At 59.4% G+C, this 18,081-nt stretch carries 16 protein-coding genes; 7 read left to right on the forward strand and 9 right to left on the reverse strand.

From position 1 onward, the window contains the following. Positions 1–95: 95 nt before the first annotated feature. Entirely contained in the window at positions 96–1,754 is a 1,659-nt protein-coding gene (locus tag ACZ1G7_RS16985) for a CheR family methyltransferase (protein ID WP_472660562.1), read from the reverse strand. 235 nt (positions 1,755–1,989) lie between these two features. On the opposite strand from ACZ1G7_RS16985, the gene ACZ1G7_RS16990 reads away from it, so the two are divergent. Further along, positions 1,990–2,667: a hypothetical protein gene (locus ACZ1G7_RS16990; protein ID WP_472660563.1), complete on the forward strand. Its 678-nt coding sequence runs from the start codon at positions 1,990–1,992 to the stop codon at positions 2,665–2,667. A 16-nt stretch (positions 2,668–2,683) separates the two neighbouring features. Here the strand turns inward: ACZ1G7_RS16990 and ACZ1G7_RS16995 are convergent, their stop codons facing one another. Both ACZ1G7_RS16995 and truA read right to left on the reverse strand, forming a co-directional pair. Then, positions 2,684–3,652, reverse strand: coding sequence for a nuclear transport factor 2 family protein (locus ACZ1G7_RS16995; RefSeq protein ID WP_472663755.1), 969 nt, complete (start codon positions 3,650–3,652; stop codon positions 2,684–2,686). A gap of 1 nt (position 3,653) precedes the next feature. Further along, the gene (gene truA, locus ACZ1G7_RS17000) at positions 3,654–4,442 is read right to left on the reverse strand and encodes a tRNA pseudouridine(38-40) synthase TruA (protein ID WP_472660564.1); all 789 of its coding nucleotides are present in this window, start codon (positions 4,440–4,442) and stop codon (positions 3,654–3,656) included. Positions 4,443–4,536: 94 nt separating this feature from the next. On the opposite strand from truA, the gene ACZ1G7_RS17005 reads away from it, so the two are divergent. Together ACZ1G7_RS17005 and ACZ1G7_RS17010 are read left to right on the forward strand one after the other, a co-directional pair. Then, positions 4,537–5,949: a YcjX family GTP-binding protein gene (locus ACZ1G7_RS17005; RefSeq protein ID WP_472660565.1), complete on the forward strand. Its 1,413-nt coding sequence runs from the start codon at positions 4,537–4,539 to the stop codon at positions 5,947–5,949. Next, complete coding sequence (locus ACZ1G7_RS17010; RefSeq protein WP_472660566.1) at positions 5,946–7,010, forward strand: YcjF family protein; 1,065 nt, start codon at positions 5,946–5,948, stop codon at positions 7,008–7,010. The genes ACZ1G7_RS17005 and ACZ1G7_RS17010 overlap by 4 nt, the downstream gene beginning before the upstream one ends. A 94-nt stretch (positions 7,011–7,104) precedes the next feature. On the opposite strand, the gene ACZ1G7_RS17015 is transcribed toward ACZ1G7_RS17010, so the two are convergent. Then, entirely contained in the window at positions 7,105–8,289 is a 1,185-nt protein-coding gene (locus tag ACZ1G7_RS17015; RefSeq protein WP_472660567.1) for an FAD-dependent oxidoreductase, read from the reverse strand. A 217-nt stretch (positions 8,290–8,506) separates the two neighbouring features. On the opposite strand from ACZ1G7_RS17015, the gene ileS reads away from it, so the two are divergent. From ileS to ACZ1G7_RS17030, 3 genes are read left to right on the forward strand one after another with little or no spacing between them, the layout of a single operon-like run. Continuing rightward, positions 8,507–11,410 (forward strand): isoleucine--tRNA ligase, encoded by a 2,904-nt coding sequence (gene ileS / locus ACZ1G7_RS17020; RefSeq protein WP_472660568.1) that lies wholly within the window; start codon positions 8,507–8,509, stop codon positions 11,408–11,410. Further along, positions 11,407–11,853: a PaaI family thioesterase gene (locus tag ACZ1G7_RS17025; protein ID WP_472660569.1), complete on the forward strand. Its 447-nt coding sequence runs from the start codon at positions 11,407–11,409 to the stop codon at positions 11,851–11,853. Before ileS ends, ACZ1G7_RS17025 begins: the two co-directional genes overlap by 4 nt. Next, complete coding sequence (locus ACZ1G7_RS17030) at positions 11,850–12,305, forward strand: methylated-DNA--[protein]-cysteine S-methyltransferase (RefSeq protein ID WP_472660570.1); 456 nt, start codon at positions 11,850–11,852, stop codon at positions 12,303–12,305. Before ACZ1G7_RS17025 ends, ACZ1G7_RS17030 begins: the two co-directional genes overlap by 4 nt. Here ACZ1G7_RS17030 and ACZ1G7_RS17035 read toward each other — a convergent pair. Together ACZ1G7_RS17035 and ACZ1G7_RS17040 are read right to left on the reverse strand one after the other, a co-directional pair. Continuing rightward, positions 12,302–12,997, reverse strand: a complete 696-nt coding sequence (locus tag ACZ1G7_RS17035; protein WP_472660571.1) for a CDP-alcohol phosphatidyltransferase family protein — start codon at positions 12,995–12,997, stop codon at positions 12,302–12,304. The two genes, ACZ1G7_RS17030 and ACZ1G7_RS17035, sit on opposite strands and share 4 nt — an antisense overlap. Before the next feature lie 242 nt (positions 12,998–13,239). Then, positions 13,240–14,256, reverse strand: coding sequence for a helix-turn-helix domain-containing protein (locus tag ACZ1G7_RS17040; protein WP_472660572.1), 1,017 nt, complete (start codon positions 14,254–14,256; stop codon positions 13,240–13,242). A 145-nt stretch (positions 14,257–14,401) separates the two neighbouring features. Here ACZ1G7_RS17040 and ACZ1G7_RS17045 point away from each other — a divergent pair, with 145 nt between their 5' ends. Beyond that, on the forward strand, positions 14,402–15,460 hold the full coding sequence (locus ACZ1G7_RS17045; protein WP_472660573.1) for an alpha/beta hydrolase family protein: 1,059 nt from the start codon (positions 14,402–14,404) through the stop codon (positions 15,458–15,460). A gap of 199 nt (positions 15,461–15,659) precedes the next feature. Here ACZ1G7_RS17045 and ACZ1G7_RS17050 read toward each other — a convergent pair whose 3' ends face one another. From ACZ1G7_RS17050 to ACZ1G7_RS17060, 3 genes are all read right to left on the reverse strand, one after another. Then, positions 15,660–16,244, reverse strand: coding sequence for a cytochrome P460 family protein (locus tag ACZ1G7_RS17050; RefSeq protein ID WP_472660574.1), 585 nt, complete (start codon positions 16,242–16,244; stop codon positions 15,660–15,662). 109 nt (positions 16,245–16,353) lie between these two features. Further along, complete coding sequence (locus ACZ1G7_RS17055) at positions 16,354–17,286, reverse strand: tyrosine recombinase XerC (protein WP_472660575.1); 933 nt, start codon at positions 17,284–17,286, stop codon at positions 16,354–16,356. Further along, positions 17,274–17,975, reverse strand: coding sequence for a DUF484 family protein (locus tag ACZ1G7_RS17060; protein WP_472660576.1), 702 nt, complete (start codon positions 17,973–17,975; stop codon positions 17,274–17,276). The genes ACZ1G7_RS17055 and ACZ1G7_RS17060 overlap by 13 nt, the downstream gene beginning before the upstream one ends. Positions 17,976–18,081 lie beyond the last annotated feature (106 nt).

Genomic DNA, 18,081 nt, shown 5'->3' on the forward strand with positions numbered 1-18,081 from the left:
GTTGGTCATGCTTGAGCGCCAGCGTCACAAGGCTGCGTGCCTCTTCGCGGAAGGGTGACTTCAGCAAATTGAGCTGCAAGTTCATCGCGCTGTCTTCAGAGACATTCACGTAAGGGGTCACGTTGCCATAGACTCGCAAAAACGTGTGATCTGCGCCGACCAAGATCGAGATCCTTGCCCAGCGAGCGCGCCAAAGCGTCAAACATCTGCCGCTCTGTCGATGCCGTCTCAACCGCGCGTTGGTCGTCTTGGGTTTTGCGCAGCTTTGCCTTGGTGCCCCCCCAATTGTCGTCAAATGTGTTGGTTTGAACCACAGACTTCTTGCGCACAGTGCGTTTGGTGAAAATATGCCGGTTGCCAGGGACTTGCCGGAACAAATCCTCCGCGCCGGTGACGGTCTCTGCGGTGCCCAGAAATAGGAACCCCTCCTGGCGCAACGCATAGTGCAGCCGCCCAAAGACGCGGGTCTGCAGCTTGGACGACAAATAGATCATCAGGTTGCGGCAACAGATCAAATCCATCTTCAGGAAGGGCGGGTCCTGACACAGGTTGTGATCGGAGAACAGGATCACAGACCGCAGCGCTTCAATCACCCGAATGCCTTCGGATTGCTGCACAAAATACTTGTCCGCAAGGTCCTTGGGCACATCCATCAGCGCTCCTTGCGAATACTGGCCGCGCCGGGCGTATTCCAGGGCGGCGCGGTCAATGTCGGTGGCAAAAATTTGGGTCTTGGATTTGACCAGTTCGGCCGGGCCGCCCATCGCCTCGGACAGCATCATGGCAATGGAATATACCTCTTCGCCGGTGGCGCAACCCGCCACCCAAATCCTGAGGGGACGGTCATTTCGCTTGTCGACGATGTCTTGCACATGCTCGCGCAGCACATCGAATTCCTCATGGTCGCGAAAGAACCGTGTGACCGAAATCAGCAAGTCCTTGAACAAGGCGTCAACTTCACGCGGCTCGTTGCGGCAGTGCGAAACGTATTCCTCTACGGACGCAATGCCCAATGCCGTCATCCGCCGGTCAATGCGGCGCAGTACGGTAGATTGCTTGTATTCGCGAAAATCCACGCGGGTGCGCGCCAGCACGATTTGCAAGATGCCCGAAACGGGGGAAACCTCGCTCTGATCGCTGCGGAATTGGTCAAGGTTGCTGGGCGAGGAAAGGATTTTGTGCAAATGTGTAGCGATGTCACTGGGACGCAGGATCAGGTCGACGCAGCCGGTTTCAATCGCTGCATTGGGCATGCCGTCATATTTGGCCGACGCGTCGTCCTGGGCGATGGTGATGCCGCCGGCTTCACGCACGGCCTGGATGCCGTAAGCGCCGTCCGACCCGGTGCCAGACAGGATAATGCCCATCGATTTCTCGCCCCGATCGCGCGACAGGGTCATCAAGAATCGATCCACTGAGGGTTTTGGTTTTCCCAGATCCTCGCTCGGCGGAACCAAGCGCAACTTGCCCTCCGCCATGATCACGTCGGCGCGGGGCGGGGTGACGTAGATCACGTCTGGCTCGGGTACGGTATCGTCAACGATATCCATGACTTCCAGCCCGGTTTCAGTCGCGATCAGGCTGGTCATCAGGCTTTTGTGCTGGGGTGACATGTGCTGGACGATCACGTAGGCGCAGCCGTTGTCGAGTGGTAGGCTTGCGGCTAGTTCGCGGATTGCTTCCAGCCCGCCTGCGGATGATCCAATCCCGACAACAACGGGAAGATCTGTCTTCTTCTTTTTGGCTTTTGTCAAAACCGCCCCCAATACGGCGCCCCACGCACCGGAAATAAAATTTTTACGAAATCAATTCAAACAGGTACCTAACGTCGGCGTGACAATAGTCAAAAATGGGTGTGGGACTAGTAGGGAAAAGCGTATCGGTCGAATTCGCGCAAATTTGTAAACGTTTTGTTAACCTTCATTGCCTAATCGTTACCTGCTTAGGGGTGTCTCGGTCGGCGGATCGTGCAAATTGCGAAAGGTTGCTATGTCAACAGCGATTGAGAAGTTCGACTCGTCGGAGAATGATCGCTTCGTCGTTCATTTGACGCGATCAAAAGGACAAGTCGCAGGGGTCTCAGCGATCGAGCTGCTGCATGTCGAAATCCGCAACAGATATACGTTTCGTCAGCATAGATCGCTGCGTGAAGTATTCGTTGAGCCTTTGGCAGATGCGCTGGAACAGGCCCTGATTATGCTTGGGCCCGACAGGCGCATCGTGTCTTTGCCGGATTTTGAGCTGACCCTGCCCGGGCTGGTTATAGGTGGCTTGCGCGTTCTTTATACTCGCGCTGAGGACGGGGCCGAGGTGATCATGATGCGGTTGCGCGAATATGTTGGCGCGATCAAATCGGCCTTCACCTTTGACGCTGCAATGCCGGTAACGTCGGCCTCCATGCGCGAACGTATCGCCGTCGAGGTGCTACGCGACATTGTGAATCCGCTTCTGGACATCCTGTCGATTGCGCGCGACGCGCCTGCCGATGTGTTGGAGAACAACGCGGTCGCCATCGACCGCCAGCTCAAACGCATGGGGCTCAGGCAGAATGAGATTAATTTCTACACCGGGCTGTTGAAACGCTACATTGCTGGGTGCCGCAGCGATGATCAGGCGGCGGCCGCCAATGGGGTGCGCGCGCCCTACAGGTCACAAATCGGCCACTAGGCGCAGCGGCCCAGTTTTAACCGCCGGTCGCCAGTAGGATCTGTTTCCAGATCGCGGTCTCATCAATCAAAGTGCATTCGCGCCGTAGCCCGTAGGAGCCAAATTCGGCTTGGGTGATACCCATCACATGAACATGAGCGCCCGTTGGCGCCCCGAACCGGCCCCATCCATCATGGCGACCGTCCAGCGACCAGCGGATCGCGGCGCGCGGCGCAAGGCCCGCGTCTTCGCGGCCCATCGCATGATGCACCGTGAATTGCGCTGACGGGAAAGATGACCGCAAAGGCAGCCAAAACCGATCCGCGCCGCCCGGTCCAAACGCCGTTTCATGTGCAGGGTAGTGCAGCATCGCCGCACGGTCGTAGCGCTCGGGGAACACAGAAAAATCGGCACGCATTGCGTTCGTCACAATCTCCGAGAGGGTCGCGCCCCATTCGTTTTCATTGCCACGTTCCGCATAAGGCCCCGCAATGTCACGCGCCGGGGTGAACGGCGCGACGCAGGCTTCTGGTCCGCCTTCGCGCATGATCTGGTCGCGGGTCCAGTCCACCAGATCAAACCCCATTTGCGCCACGATCGCCGATTGGTCGCGCACCAGCCATTCGTCCAACACCGCGTTATCCCGGCAATAACAATCCGCCAATATGCGGTAGTCCAGCTTGCGTCCCGTCGGCGCGCCGTAGGCGCCGGGCGCGCTATGCGTGGCGCTACAGATCAGCCGATGCGATGACAAGAACCCCGTATCCGCTCGGCACCAGATAACATCCTCCCCCAGCAAGCGGCGGTCCGGGAATTCGGCCAAGGTCGCCATTGTCGCCGCGATGATGCCGTCATTTCCTTGCACGATGGAGGCAGGCGAGCGCACGATCAAATCCACGCCGTAATATTGCTTCAACGTTCCGATCCGGCGCTCTTCCCAGATTTCATGGGTAATGCCGTTGATGTAATGCGCCACGTCGCGCCATTTCGGGTCGAACCCGTCCAGCTCAGCGCCCGGCATCGAACGCGCCTTTGAAGGGCATGTCGTCATAGCTGACATGCGTTAAGTACAATCCCTCTGGCGGGCAAACCGGTCCGCAGGCGGCGCGGTCACGCGCCTCCAAAGCCTCCGCCATCCGCCCGATCTCCCATGCGCCCGACCCCACCTGCGCCAGCGAGCCCACGAAGCTGCGGATTTGGTTGTGCAGGAAGGACCGCGCGTGGAAATGGAAGCGGTATTCTTGTCCGTAAGGCATGTCCAGCTGCTCTACCCGCGCTTCATCCAGCGTTTTGACCGGCGACAAGGCCTGACACATGGTCGACCGGAAGGTGGTAAAATCATGCTTTCCGATCAACGCATCAGCAGCGCTTTGCATCGCGCCTGCATCCAGCGGGTGCTTCACTTGCCAGACCAGACCCGCCTGATGGGTCAGTGGCGCGCGGCGCGCGATGATGCGAAACAGGTACTGCCGTTCCGTCGCTGAAAATCGCGCGTGCCAATCATCTACGACCTGTGCGGCCTCCAAAATGCAGACGGGCAGGGGCTTTAGATGGAAATTCAGCGCCTCCGACAGCCGAAATGGGTCCCAATCCCGCTCCAAATCGGCATGCGCGACCTGACCCGTGGCATGCACGCCCGTATCGGTACGCCCGGCGGCGGCAATCGTGTCAAACCCGGGTTGCAGTTTGCGCAGCGCGTCCTCGACGGCGCCCTGAACGGATGGCAGGTCTTTCTGGCGCTGCCAGCCTTTGAACGGCGCGCCGTTATATTCGATTTTGAGGGAATATCTGGGCATTTTCCCCCCATATCGCGAACGCGGCGCCAAACCAAGCCCCTACACAGCGCCGACGACCACGCCTATGTAGGGAGAGTTCAGGAAAGGTGACGCATTGATTATCAACGACATTGTCGACGGGGTCACCCGCAGCATCGAGGACGTCGCGCGGCAGGCCACAGGGGTGTTTGACCCTTCTATTCGGCTTGGTGTGACGGGGCTGTCGCGGGCGGGCAAGACGGTGTTCATCACCTCGCTGATCGCCAATCTTATGGACCGGGGCCGCATGGTGCAGCTGCAAGGCGCTGCCAAGGGGCGCATCAAATCCGCCTATCTCAACCCGCAACCCGATGACACAATCGCGCGGTTCGACTTTGAAAACCATCTGGCGCAGGTGACTGGCCCAAACCCCGCATGGCCCAATTCGACCCGCACCATATCGGAGCTGCGCTTGTCACTGCGCGTACAGCCCGGCGGGCTGATTGGCGCTGTCTCTGGCATCCGCACGGTGCATCTGGATATCGTGGATTATCCGGGCGAATGGCTGCTTGATCTGGCGCTGCTGGACAAAAGCTACGCCGATTGGTCGACTGAAAGCCTTGAACGCGCCAAGACGCGCGATGCTGCCGCCGCCTTCCTGACACTGGTTGATGTGACCGATACACAGGCCAAGCTTGATGAGCCAGAGGCTGCAGCGCTTGCCGGAAATTACACCAACTATCTGCATGCAATCCGCGAGGCTGGTTTTTCGGATGCCACCCCGGGACGGTTCCTGTTGCCCGGCGATCTGGAAGGCTCCCCCGTGCTGACCTTTGCGCCGCTGCCGCCTGGCGCCAACAAGCGCGGTTCGCTCTACCGGGAATTTGAACGCCGGTTTGAGGCCTATAAATCCAAAGTTGTGAAACCGTTCTTCCGAGACCATTTCAGCCGCATCGACCGGCAGGTTGTGCTGGTCGACGCGCTCAGCGCGATCCATGCAGGCCCGCAGGCACTGGATGCGCTCCGCCAGTCAATGAGTGACATTTTGCAGGCGTTTCGCCCGGGGAAGAACTCCTGGCTGGGGTCGGTGCTGTTTGGCAAGCGGGTTGAGAAAATCCTTTTTGCAGCCACCAAGGCCGATCATCTGCACCACAGCCAACACCCGCAATTGACCGCGATTATGGAAGCGCTGCTGCGCGACGCCCGCGACCGGGCGGATTTCTCGGGCGCTACGACGTCCGCCATGGCAATCGCCGCGTTGCGTGCCACGGTAGAGGATCAGATGGACCACCAAGGCGAGACGCTCGACGTAGTGCGCGGCACCCTGTTGGACAGCGGCAAACGGGCGGCTTTCTTCCCCGGCGACTTGCCCAATGACCCGTCCAAGCTGATTGGACCCGCGCGCGATGGGCAAACCAAATGGCTCGATGGCGATTATGCGGTCATGGCCTTCGCGCCTGCCGAAATTGAGCTGAGCCCGGGGGACGGCCCGCCCCATATCCGCCTCGACCGCGCGGCGGAATTTTTGATTGGAGACAGGTTGGTATGAACAAAAATTCCAAAGGGCCAGTGTCTAAAGGGCCGGTTTCCCAAGGGCCTGTGTTGATCGACTTGGACGAAACCGCTCCGCGCAAATCCAAGACCAAAGTAAAAGAACTGACACCAGCAAGTGCCCCGGTGGTCCCGGACCTTGCAGATCCGCAGCCAACCGGGCGCGCGATGCAGAATCTGGCGCATCTGGCCGCGCGCAAACCGTCACGCCTGACGCGGTTTTTCTGGAGCGCGCTGTTGGCATTACTTGGGTTTTCCGTCTCCGTCGCTGCGTGGAATTTCGTTGCGGGTTTGATCGAAAGCAGCCCGGTGCTGGGTTATGTGGCGCTTTCGTTGACGGCGTTGTTTTGTCTGGCAGCCCTTATGGTGGCTGGCCGCGAATGGGTGGCGCTGGTGCGGCTCAAACGTGTTGACGGGTTGCGCCAAAGCGCCGATCGCGCATTTGCGACGTCAGACCTGAAAGCCGCGCGCCGCGTGCGCGATCAAATTGTGTCGCTCTACCGCGCACGGCCCGAATTGGACGCAGCCCGCGGCGAAATCGCGCGCAGTGACGGCGATCTGTTCGATGTGTCTGCCGTGTTTGGCGTGGCCGAACAGCATCTTATGGCCCCGCTGGATGAGGCCGCCAAACGCGAGGTGGAAGCCGCCGCCCGCCAAGTCGCCACGGTCACCGCGATCGTGCCGCTGGCGCTTGCGGATCTGATCACGGCCCTGACCGCCAATCTGCGCATGATCCGCCGCGTCGCGGAGATCTATGGCGGGCGGGCAGGCACGCTTGGCAATTGGCGGCTGACCCGCGCGGTGATGACCCATTTGGTGGCAACTGGTGCTGTCGCGGTGGGCGATGATCTGATCGGCTCGGTCGCCGGGGGTAGTGTATTGGGCCGTATTTCCCGCCGGTTCGGGGAGGGCGTTGTGAACGGCGCCCTGACCGCACGCGTGGGCGTCGCCGCTATTGAGGTATGTAGGCCATTGCCCTTTGTGGCGGCGGACCGGCCTTCCGTGACCAATATGGTGAAACGTGCGCTCACCGGGCTCTTTGGCGGAGCAAAAGAGTGAAGCCAAGGTAAGTCTTGATTGCGCCACGGCGTTGCCGTGTCGCAACGCGGGGCTCTGCCCCGCACTCCGTAATATTTTTGAAACAATGAAGGGGCTAGCCTGTGCCCAGTGACCCTGTGGGCGGGATCAAACTGCCGCAGACCAAGCGGGTGAGGATGCGTGGAACTGGCGCGGTCTGGCTGAGCGGGAACAGCACCCGGTCGCGCAGCATTGGCAGAAATCTGGAGTCAGACTGATATTGCGGCGTGAAGGCCCAGCTCATTGCTTGGTAGAGCCAGACATGCGCCCGCCGTGCGCGCGCATAATTAAGCAAAGCCACCTGAATGCTGCGTTCATTTTCGAGCGCCAAAGCAAGCGCATGCGCGTCGAGCAGCGCCATATTTGCCCCTTGGCCCAGCTGCGGGCTGGCTTTGTGAGCGCTGTCGCCGATAATCGCCAGCCGGTCGCCGAAAGGCGTGCGCAATGTGCCGTGGCTATAGCGGGCCATGGTCATGTGCTCATGTGCGGTGATCTGGTCAATGAAGGGCGCAAAATCAGGCCAGAGCGCGCAGGCCTCAGCCTTCCAGTCGCTCAGCGGGGCGGCGCGCCACGCCGCATAGCCGTCGCGCGGCAAGGACCAGAACACCGCCGCTTGCGCCACATCGGACCCCGGCAGGGTGCCGCAGGGCAGGACGCCCATCATCCGATCGGCGCGGCGGTAGCTTTGGCTGAGTTGATGCGGCGGCAGGTTGGTCCCTTCCGGCCAGGGCACGGTACCCCAGATGGCTCCGTAGGGCAGAGGTTTTGCAACCAGGGGCGACAGCACGCTACCTGCGCCCGAGGCGTCGATTGCGAGGTCAAACTGCGGTGAGGTATCCTGGTCGCGAAAGTGAAAAACCCCGGCCCTAGCCCCAGTAACCGTATGGTTTTGCACCAGCGTGACCCCGGCGCGCAACGCGGCGTCCAAAATCGCTTGAAACAGGCTGGCGCGGTGAATGGCCAGCCCGAAAGTAGCCCCGTCGCCTGCGCGGTCATACCAGACATCCAGGACGGGTTTGCCGCTTTCGGCCTCATGGCCGAGCATCCGGGTGATCTTGTTGCCTTTGGCCCGCGCGTCCGCGCCTGCGCCAATCACGTCAAGCACCGCAAGCCCCACCGGCTGGATCACCAGCCCGGATCCTACCGGTTTTGGCGCCGCGAACTGATCATAGACGGTCACGGCATGCCCCGCCTGCGCCAAAAGCGCGCCGGCCGACAGCCCGCCAATCCCGGCGCCCGCGATCCCAATCTTCAAACTCATGCGCGTAGTGATACCCGGATCGGGCGCAAGGGCAATGCGACACTGGACCCTGCCGCGCGCGGGGGCTATAGAAACGGCCATGACGCAGTCCCGCTTCATCATACGAATTATGTCCCCGGCGCTCTGATCCCATGAGACGCCGGGCCAAGGTGTTTGAACCGCTCGCACCGCCCCTTTTCGCATTTCCTCAAGACCGCCGACAAAAAGGACGCCCAAAATGTGCGCCGACACGCCTGACGTAAATTACAAAGACACGCTGAACCTGCCCCAGACCGACTTCCCGATGCGCGCAGGGCTTCCCAAGCGCGAGCCCGGCTGGTTGGAACGTTGGGCGCAAATCGGCGTCTATGAAAAGCTGCGCGAGAAGGCCCGGACCGAGACGCGCCAACCCTTTACGCTGCATGACGGCCCGCCCTATGCGAACGGGCATCTGCATATCGGCCACGCGTTGAACAAGACCATCAAAGACATGATTGTGCGCAGCCATCAGATGATGGGGTTTGACGCGCGCTACATCCCGGGCTGGGATTGCCACGGGCTGCCGATTGAATGGAAGATCGAAGAGAAATACCGCCAGAAAGGCCGCGACAAGGATGCCGTCGATTTGGTGGAGTTCCGACAGGAATGCCGCGACTTTGCCGCTGGTTGGGTCGATATCCAGCGCGAGGAATTCAAGCGCTTGGGTATCACCGGCAATTGGGACAAGCCCTACCTGACCATGGATTTCCACGCCGAGCGGGTGATTGCGGAGGAGTTCCAGAAATTCCTGATGACTGGCACACTTTATCAAGGCTCCAAGCCTGTGATGTGGTCGCCGGTGGAGAAAACCGCTTTGGCCGAGGCGGAGGTCGAATATCACGACCGCGACGCGCAGGCGATCTGGGTGAAGTTTCCGGTCGTTTCAGGGGAACTTGACGGCACCACGGTTGTCATCTTCACCACCACGCCCTGGACCATCCCGCAAAACCGGGCGGTGTGTTTCGGGCCGAACATCTCCTACGGTCTGTATGAGATCACGGCGACGCCGGAAGAATGTTGGGCCAAGGTTGGTGACAAATACATCCTCGCCGATGCTATGGCGGGCGAAGTGCTGGGGCTTGCGCGGCTTGAGGACGATATGTTCAAGCGCGTGGCAGACGTGTCGAGCGATGAGCTTGCAGGCCTTACCTGCGCCCACCCGATGCGCGGGGCGGAAGGCGCGAATGGCGAATGGGACTATGACGTGCCGCTTTTGCCCGGTGATCACGTCACTGACGACGCTGGCACGGGCCTTGTGCACACGGCCCCTAGCCACGGCGACGATGACTATGCGGTCGGCGTCAAACACGGGCTGGAGATGACGTACAACATCCTCGATGACAGCTCTTACCGCGCGGATCTGCCGTTCTTCGCGGGCGAGGTGATCATCAAGCCAAATGGCAAGCCGGGAAATGCCAACAAGGTCGTTTCGGCCAAGCTGATTGAGCTGGGCGCGATGCTGGCCTCCAAACGGATCAAGCTGTCGGATGCGCATAGCTGGCGGTCGAAAGCGCCGGTGATCCGGCTGAACCGCCCGCAATGGTTCGCAGCGATTGATAAGGCGGTGGGTGACGGGCAGGACCAGTTTGGGACCACGATCCGCCAGCGGGCTTTGACCGAGATCGACAACGTCAAATGGACGCCGCAATCGGGCCGCAACCGGCTGCATTCGATGATGGAGGCGCGCCCGGATTGGGTGTTGTCGCGGCAACGCGCCTGGGGCGTACCGCTGACCGTGTTTACCAAAAACGGCACTGCGATCACCGATGGTGATTACTTGCTGCGCAACCCAGAGGTGAACGCCCGCATTCTTGAGGCGTTCGAGGCGGAAGGCGCGGATGCATGGTACAAGGACGGCGCGAAAGAGCGGTTCTTGTCAGGCATCGTGAACCCGGATGACTATAACCAAGTTATGGACATTCTCGACGTGTGGTTTGACAGCGGGTCGACCCACGCTTTCACCCTGCGTGATCGTGAGGACGGCACGGAGGACGGCATCGCGGATGTCTATATGGAAGGTACCGACCAGCATCGCGGGTGGTTCCATTCGTCGCTACTGCAATCGGTCGGCACCACGGGCCGCGCGCCCTACCGCGCGGTCGTGACCCATGGGTTCACGCTGGATGAGAAGGGCATGAAGATGTCCAAATCCATCGGCAACACCATCGTGCCGGACAAGGTGATCAAGCAATATGGCGCTGATATCCTGCGGCTGTGGGTGGCTCAGACCGATTTCACCGCCGACCAGCGGATTGGCGACGAGATCCTGAAAGGCGCGGCCGACAGCTACCGCCGGTTGCGCAACACGATGCGTTTCATGCTGGGCTCGCTCGCGGATTATGATGCCAGCAAGGCAGTTGCCGCGAAAGACATGCCAGAGCTTGAGCGGCTGATCCTGCACAAGCTGGCGGTGCTGGATGGCGTTGTGCGTGAGGGCTATACCAAATTCGATTTTCAGGGCGTGTTCCGCGCGATCTTTGAATTTGCGACGTTGGATTTGTCGTCCTTCTACTTCGATATCCGCAAAGACGCGCTGTATTGCGACGGCGACAGCCTAGAACGGCTGGCGGCGCTGACGGTGCTCGATCACCTCTATGCGCGGCTGACCACATGGCTGGCCCCGATCCTGACCTTCACCTGCGAAGAGGTTTGGCTGGAACGCAATGGCGAAGACAGCTCGGTGCATTTGCAAGACTTCCCGGCGAACCCGGAGGACTGGCGCGACGACGCATTGGCCGCGCGGGCCGAAACCGTGCGGGCTGTGCGCCGCGTTGTCACCGGCGCGTTGGAAGAACAGCGCACCGCAAAGGTCATCGGCTCGTCACTGGAAGCAGCGCCGGAAGTGTATCTGTCGCCGGAGCTGGCAGCCGTCATCACAAACCCCGCAACATTTGCCGATCTGTGCATCACCAGCCAGATCTCGCTGCATACGGGGGCCGCACCAGATGGCGCGTTCACGTTGGATGATGTCGACGGCGTCGGCGTGGTATTCGCCATGTCCGAGGGTGAGAAATGCCAGCGGTGCTGGAAGATCCTGCCTGATGTCGGTGCGCATTCCCATGCGGGCGTCTGTGGGCGCTGCGAAGGGGCGTTGTCGGAATGAAACCGCTGGACCCGCATTTCGACGCGCGGGTCCGCGCCAATTTCGACAAGCAGATCATTGCGACGACGCTTGGCATCACGCTGGCTGAGGTGGAACCGGGGCGCGTCGTGCTGGAGATGCCGTTCAGGGATGATTTGGTTCAGCAACATGGCTTCATCCACGCGGGCATTATCACCACCGTGCTGGATAGCGCCTGCGGCTATGCGGCGTTTTCGCTTATGCCGATTGAGGCGGAGGTGCTGACGGTTGAATTCAAATCCAACTTCCTGCGCCCCGCCGCGGGCGAGCGGTTCCGCTTTGAAGGCCGCGTAATGAAGCCGGGCAAGACCTTGATCATCACCGAAGGGCGTGCGCTCGCCATACGGGGCGGCGAGAGCAAAGAGATATCCGCCATGCAGGCGACAATGATGGTGATCACCGGGCGCGATGGGATCAACGCGTGAGCTGCGCTACCTTTGCCTCCCCGCTTGGGCCGTTGACCGTGTGGCAGGATGGGGATGCGATCACCAAGCTTGATTGGTCAGACGCAGGCGCCGCGCCGCAGACCGATCTGTTGCGTGAGGCTGTGGCGCAGTTGGACGCGTATTTCGCCGGAACCCGTGAGGCATTTGAGCTGCCATTTGATGTGCAAGCCACGCAATTCCAGAAAGATGTCTGCGCCGCGATGCTGGCCATCCCGTTTGGCTACACCCGCACCTATGGCGAAATTGCCAAAGACCTAGGCGTGCCCGCCCAGGCCGTGGGGCAGGCCTGTGGAGCGAACCCAATCCCGATTATGATCCCGTGCCACCGGGTGATGGGGGCCAAAGGGCTGACCGGGTTTTCGGGCAAAGGCGGGGTGGAAACGAAAGTGGCCCTGCTGCGCCATGAAGGAGCGGCGGGTCTGCTGATTTAGGTCGCGCGCTTTGGGAAAACCTGTTGCGCGATGCCCGCGAACAGCAGGTAGAGCGAGGTCACGATCAGCCCCCAATGCGCCCAGCTTTGCGGATGAAAATCTACCCAAGCGGCCCAGCCTGCGAAGAAGGTCCAGCCCAAAGCCATCGGCAATGATATGATGCGCCACCGTTCGGTGCGCACCGGGTGGATGAACTTCAGCGGCAGGAACATTCCGACCGCCAGCACAGCGATCAGCACCAGGATGACCCAGAAATTGGGCTCCAGCGCGAAGACGACAATAGCCACCATGTTCCAGCAGGCCGGGAAGCCGGAGAATGAATTGTCTTTTGTTTTCATGCGGGTGTCGACCATATACATGGCCGATGAGAAGGTGATCACGATGATCACGAACCACGCGGTCCACCCCTCAAACAGCCCCGATTTGAATAGGGCGAAGGCGGGGATAAAAATATAGGTGATGTAGTCGATCATGATGTCGAGCGTAACACCGTCGAAATTGGGGGCGTTGGTTTTGACGTCATATTTGCGCGCCAAGGGCCCGTCGATGCCGTCCACTACGAAGGCCACGACCAGCCAGACAAACATCAGCGCCCATTTGCCATCGACCGCCGCTAGCATAGCGAGCATGGCGAAAACCGCGCCAGTGGCGGTGAACAGATGGACGGCGAGCGCTTTGAGCTGGAGTGTCATCAACGTTTCATGGACGAATTTTAACGCCTATGCAACTGCGCCCGATGCGGTCCTGCGGACGTTGGTCGAAGGCCCGCATTAACCATAAAAATGGCGTACACATCACGTACACATCCTGTACACACCCCGTCGTGACATGATTTTCTAACGTTCAAAGAGTTAATAGGTTTGGGGTTTGGGTATATTTTTCAGAACGCCGCGGAGGGAACGCGGAGTTTTGAAGGTATGGTAGCCTCAGCAGTTCATTCTTTTGCAGACAAGTTTTCTTTGCGCCATTGTGACGGCGTTTGACCGATCACGCGTAAGAATTCGCGATTAAAGTTAGATTTCGTTGCGAACCCCGCGCTTAAGGATACTTCCAGGATTGTCTTCTGTGTTGTGCCCAGCAGAATGCAGGCTTCTCGAATGCGAAAATCATTGACGAACTGAGAAACGCTCATACCCCGCACCCTGTTTATTGCATTTGAAACCTGACGATCTGGCAGGCCTAATCTGCGGGCCAAGCGCCTCAAGCTAAGGTCTTCGTTTCGGTGCAGTCCGCCTTCTACAAAAAGACATTCAAGACGGGTCACAATTTCGCTGTCTTGTTCTGAAGCCTCTGGCGCGCGTGTAACAACTTTTTCTTCTGGTTCGGGGAAATCGTCCGAACGACCAAAAGATGCAGAGACACCGATTGCGATGACAAATGCGGTCTGCACGAAGGTCAGGATTAACCCGGTATTTCGTCCGTCATTTTGTATGAAATCTATGATGAGGTAGATGTCAGTCAGCGCCGACAACACCAAAGCTGCCCCCGTCAGACACATGGCAAACCCGATTTCACGGGCATCATTGATGGGCGACAGTACCAGCGCATCCGCGCCTTTCCACCAAAGCCGAAGGAGCAAAATGCCAAAACCCAGATATGTCATCAGAATAAGCGGATCAGGAAGGACGGGCAGCACCGCGAAGGCCACCCAATTGAGCGCGATGACGGCAAGTGGCCAAAGACGCCACCCTGTCAGGCGACCAGCAAGGGCCGCATATGACAGATAGGCCACGGCGGGTAACACGGGGGCCAGTATGATCAAGTAAGTCGCAATGCCCTCGATCTCGTAGCCCCACCGCAGCGATACCAAAAGCGATTGCACAGCATAGAGCGCGATGAGGCCTGCAAACAGTTGATGGGCACGCAGCGTCATGTCGCGCGTAATCAAGATGCGGCACAACAACAGCGCAAGAAACAAACTGGCAAACAAGGGGAGGGGAACGAACAACATAAGAGGCGGGCTTTTCAAGTAAATTTCAATTGTCTCTATCCTGAAACGTGTTTCAGGACGACCTCAAACGCGTTTCAGGACGATTGCCCTGCGCATTCCCATCACATCAAGGGCATCACCAATCTGACACGCAAGGAGGAACCCGATGTCACTTTTAGGATCGATCGCCAAGACAACAGCCTTCGCGGCGGTTCTTGGTTCGTTTGGGTGGGGGGCGTATGAACTGACGCGACCACCTTATGATGGGAATGCAGGTATCACCTACGGATCAGCTTCCGCACCGATACGCGGAACGGATGTTGATTTCCATATCTGGTACCCCGCGATGTCCGGCGGCAAAAGCGTGACCGTTGGTGGCAATGGCGTGTTTTATGGCACGCCCGCAGGTCGCAATGCACCACACCAAGCGGGACGTTTTCCGATGGTTGTCATCTCCCACGGGGCGGGCGGGAATGCGGGGCAATTCGGTTGGATCGCGTCCGAACTGGCGCAAGCAGGCTTTGTTGTTGTTTTGCCCAATCACCCCGGCACGACAAGCGGCAATGCGTCTGCCGAGGCCGCTGTTCGCGTATGGGAGCGACCGGCTGATGTGTCTGCCGTTTTGGATGAGATCACCGCGAAACCTGATGATTACCCATACATTGATACGGATCGTATCTCGATTCTGGGTTTCTCGGCGGGCGGATACACAGCTATGGCGACATCCGGTGCGCGCGTTGATCCTGACCTGTTACAAGGCTTTTGTGATGACACCGATCACGGCATGTCTGACTGTGCCTTCTTGGCTCATTTCGGCATTGATCTGCATACTTTTGACCTATCCCCCGCTGCGCAAGACCTACGCGACCTTCGGATCAAGACGGCCGTTATCATTGACCCAGGTATCATTGAAACCATAACTGCGGACAGCTTGGCTGAGATCAATATCCCAATGCTGATCCTTAACTTGGGCGATGAGGACACTGTTCCAGCAGGGGTATATGCACGCGGGGCAGCAGAAATGATCCCCACCGCGACATTTTCCATAGTTGAGGACGCGATCCACTTCAGCTTTCTGGCGCAATGCAAACCAAAGGGAGCGCAAATTTTGATCAATGAGGACGAGCTTGATCCGCTCTGTGATGATGCCGGAGGACGCCCCCGTGCGGACATTCATGATGACCTGTCAGACAGAATTGTCGCATTTCTTCAGGAGCACAACTAGGCTCAAAGCTGCCGGTCACGATCCTGACGTGGACGGTAGCAAAGTCCCGCGTAGCGGACAAATGACAGCTGAGATGGCTGCTGCCCATTAAGGCTCGGCATCTTCGGTTTGAACCGGCGCTGTTGGGTGATGTGAACACCTGTCAAAAAGAAAAAGCCCCGGGCGATGCCGGGGCTTTTGGGGATGATTTTCCAAGGGATCAGTTGGTGATCCGCACCTCTTCGACCGGGTAGCCCAGATCGCCTTGTTCGGCGAAGCCTTCGTGGCAGTTGTGGCAGAAGCTTTGTTTGATCTTCATCGGCTTGCCGCCCGGTTGCACGGCGGAATAGATCCAGTCATTTGCGTCGGGGGCGGCACCCGCCTCGCCCTTGGTCATGATGAAGAGCGGGCCAACGACGGCTTTGCCTTTCTTGACGTTGATCTTGATCGATTCCTTGGCCAGCACGGAGCCTGCAGGCATCACCACGCCTTCTTCCTCGAACTTCAGATATTGCTCGGCGGCGACGTTGTTGGCGAAGGTGTTGAGCAGGCGGTTGCCATGCGGGCCGGCCACGGCGGGGCGGGTCGCAGTAGGTGTCCAGTCGCGGTAAACGGCCGCCACGGCGTCATCGCCCTTGGTGTAGCCTTCGAGCATTTTGTCTTTGATGCAGGCGTAGATTTCTTCGATCTGCGCGCCTTCGAGGTCGAACGCGTCTTCCACATCCGTTTTGCAATCTGCGGCCTGGGCCCCGGTTGCAAAGGCTGCGAGCGTAAGCGTCGTGGCGATGAGTGAGCGGGCGTTCATATGAGGGTCTCCGAGTGAATGATTTGGTCAAACTGTCGCAGGCAAATGTGGCCAATGCAAAGCGTCGCGCGGACACAATGGCACACATTCGCGTGAAAATGCTTGTTTTTCACCCTTGCGCGCGCGGATGGGCCTTGTCGTAGACCTCCATCAACCTTGCGGTGTCCACGGCGGTATAGGCTTGGGTTGTGGACAGCGAGGCGTGGCCCAGCAGTTCTTGGATCGCACGTAGATCGCCGCCCGCCTCCAGCAGATGGGTGGCGAAGGAGTGGCGCATTGCATGCGGCGTGGCCGTTGCAGGCAAGCCCAGCTGTTGGCGCGCGTTTTCCATGGCTTTGGCAATCAGCCGTGGCGATAGCGCGCCGCCGCGCACACCGCGAAAGAGCGGCTCATCTGGTGTCAGCTCAAAGGGTTGCAGGGCGCGGTAGCGCTCCACCGCGTCACGCGCCGCTGCCAGAACCGGCACCACGCGTTCCTTATTGCCCTTGCCAGTGATGCGCAGCACGTCGGGCAGGGGTGCGTCGCGGCCTTTGAGGCCCAGCGCTTCAGAAATGCGCAATCCGCAGCCATAGAGCATCGTGACGACGGCCACATCGCGGGCTGCGACCCAGTCTTTGAGGGATTGCAATTCGACCGTGTCGATCATCGCTTTGGCCGCGTCCTGCGCCAAGGGGCGCGGCAGCTTCTTTTGGAATTTTGGCGCGCGGGTGGACAGGACGGCCGTGGGTTCGAACCCGTCGCGTTCAGAAAACCAGCGGTAATAGCTTTTCACCGCCGAAAGCTGCCGCGCCAATGATCGCGCCGAGACGCCGCGCCCGCGCTCATGGGCCATCCAGGCGCGCATGTCGCCAATCTTCACGGATTTCAGCGGTCCCAGCCCGGTTTGGTCGCCGAAATGTTGGGAAATGAACGTAATGAAGCCCAGCACGTCATGCCGGTAGGCCTCGACCGTGTTCTCGGAAGCAGCACTCAGGGCGGAGAGATGTTTCAGCCACGCCTCAAGACTGTCGCGCGCGGCTGGGGATATGATCAGGCCAGCCATCTGCGCATGGCGCGCTCGAACGTGGCGCCGAAGAAGGTGAGCAAATCCGTGCCCTGATTGGGGCGGAACTGGTGCGGGTCCTCGGACCCCATGATCAGCAGGCCGGGCAGTCGGTCTTCGCCCAGGTCCAGCTTCAACAACGCCTCGGATTTGATGTAATCCGCGTTGTCGCCGTAAACATCTGTCGATGCGGGGGAGACCTGCCGCAGCGTGACCGGGCGCACCGTGATGTTGCGGCCAGCGGTGATGTAATGGTCAACCACGCCGGGGCCCACGATAGAGAGCACATTGTCAAAGCCCGGAATGCCCGCGCCGGGTTCCTTGCTTTCAAGGATCAGCCGCAGCTTAGAGACGCGCAGCGCCTCGACCAGATCGCCAGACAGGCTTTTCAGAAATGCGGGGAAATCTGTGGGTTCCAGCAGCCGCAACACGGCGTTCTGGATCATGTTGGTGCCGGTCAGGTTCTCGTAAGCGGCGGCGATGACGGAGCGGTGCGTGTCTTCGAGACGGTCCAGACGGCTTTCGAGCCGCTCCATCGCGATGCCGCGTAGGTCGACAATATTGCCGCCTAAGGCGCGTTCATTGGCGGTGACCAAGGCGCGCATAATGTCTTGATCTTCCAGAACAACTTCGGGCTCGTTAAGAATTTTCTGCCGGATGATATCCAGCACCGGTGCCTGCTCGGTCATATACCGTCCTCGTTTCATCGGGGCGTGTTTTGATGATCTTATAGCCGGTTGAAAGGTTAATATCACGTGTCAATTTGCGTGGATCGGCGCGAATGTGCTTTTTGCG

This window comes from Litoreibacter sp. JB4-2 (genome assembly GCF_055693445.1).

What these genes read in the sequence shown, in the direction of transcription:
- ACZ1G7_RS16990 (WP_472660563.1), top strand. Translation starts at nt 1,990, where the DNA reads ATGTCAACAGCGATTGAGAAGTTCGACTCGTCGGAGAATGATCGCTTC.
- truA (WP_472660564.1), bottom strand. Translation starts at nt 4,442, where the DNA reads ATGCCCAGATATTCCCTCAAAATCGAATATAACGGCGCGCCGTTCAAA.
- ACZ1G7_RS17010 (WP_472660566.1), top strand. Translation starts at nt 5,946, where the DNA reads ATGAACAAAAATTCCAAAGGGCCAGTGTCTAAAGGGCCGGTTTCCCAA.
- ACZ1G7_RS17015 (WP_472660567.1), bottom strand. Translation starts at nt 8,289, where the DNA reads ATGAGTTTGAAGATTGGGATCGCGGGCGCCGGGATTGGCGGGCTGTCG.
- ileS (WP_472660568.1), top strand. Translation starts at nt 8,507, where the DNA reads ATGTGCGCCGACACGCCTGACGTAAATTACAAAGACACGCTGAACCTG.
- ACZ1G7_RS17025 (WP_472660569.1), top strand. Translation starts at nt 11,407, where the DNA reads ATGAAACCGCTGGACCCGCATTTCGACGCGCGGGTCCGCGCCAATTTC.
- ACZ1G7_RS17035 (WP_472660571.1), bottom strand. Translation starts at nt 12,997, where the DNA reads ATGACACTCCAGCTCAAAGCGCTCGCCGTCCATCTGTTCACCGCCACT.
- ACZ1G7_RS17040 (WP_472660572.1), bottom strand. Translation starts at nt 14,256, where the DNA reads ATGTTGTTCGTTCCCCTCCCCTTGTTTGCCAGTTTGTTTCTTGCGCTG.
- ACZ1G7_RS17045 (WP_472660573.1), top strand. Translation starts at nt 14,402, where the DNA reads ATGTCACTTTTAGGATCGATCGCCAAGACAACAGCCTTCGCGGCGGTT.
- ACZ1G7_RS17050 (WP_472660574.1), bottom strand. Translation starts at nt 16,244, where the DNA reads ATGAACGCCCGCTCACTCATCGCCACGACGCTTACGCTCGCAGCCTTT.
- ACZ1G7_RS17055 (WP_472660575.1), bottom strand. Translation starts at nt 17,286, where the DNA reads ATGGCTGGCCTGATCATATCCCCAGCCGCGCGCGACAGTCTTGAGGCG.
- ACZ1G7_RS17060 (WP_472660576.1), bottom strand. Translation starts at nt 17,975, where the DNA reads ATGACCGAGCAGGCACCGGTGCTGGATATCATCCGGCAGAAAATTCTT.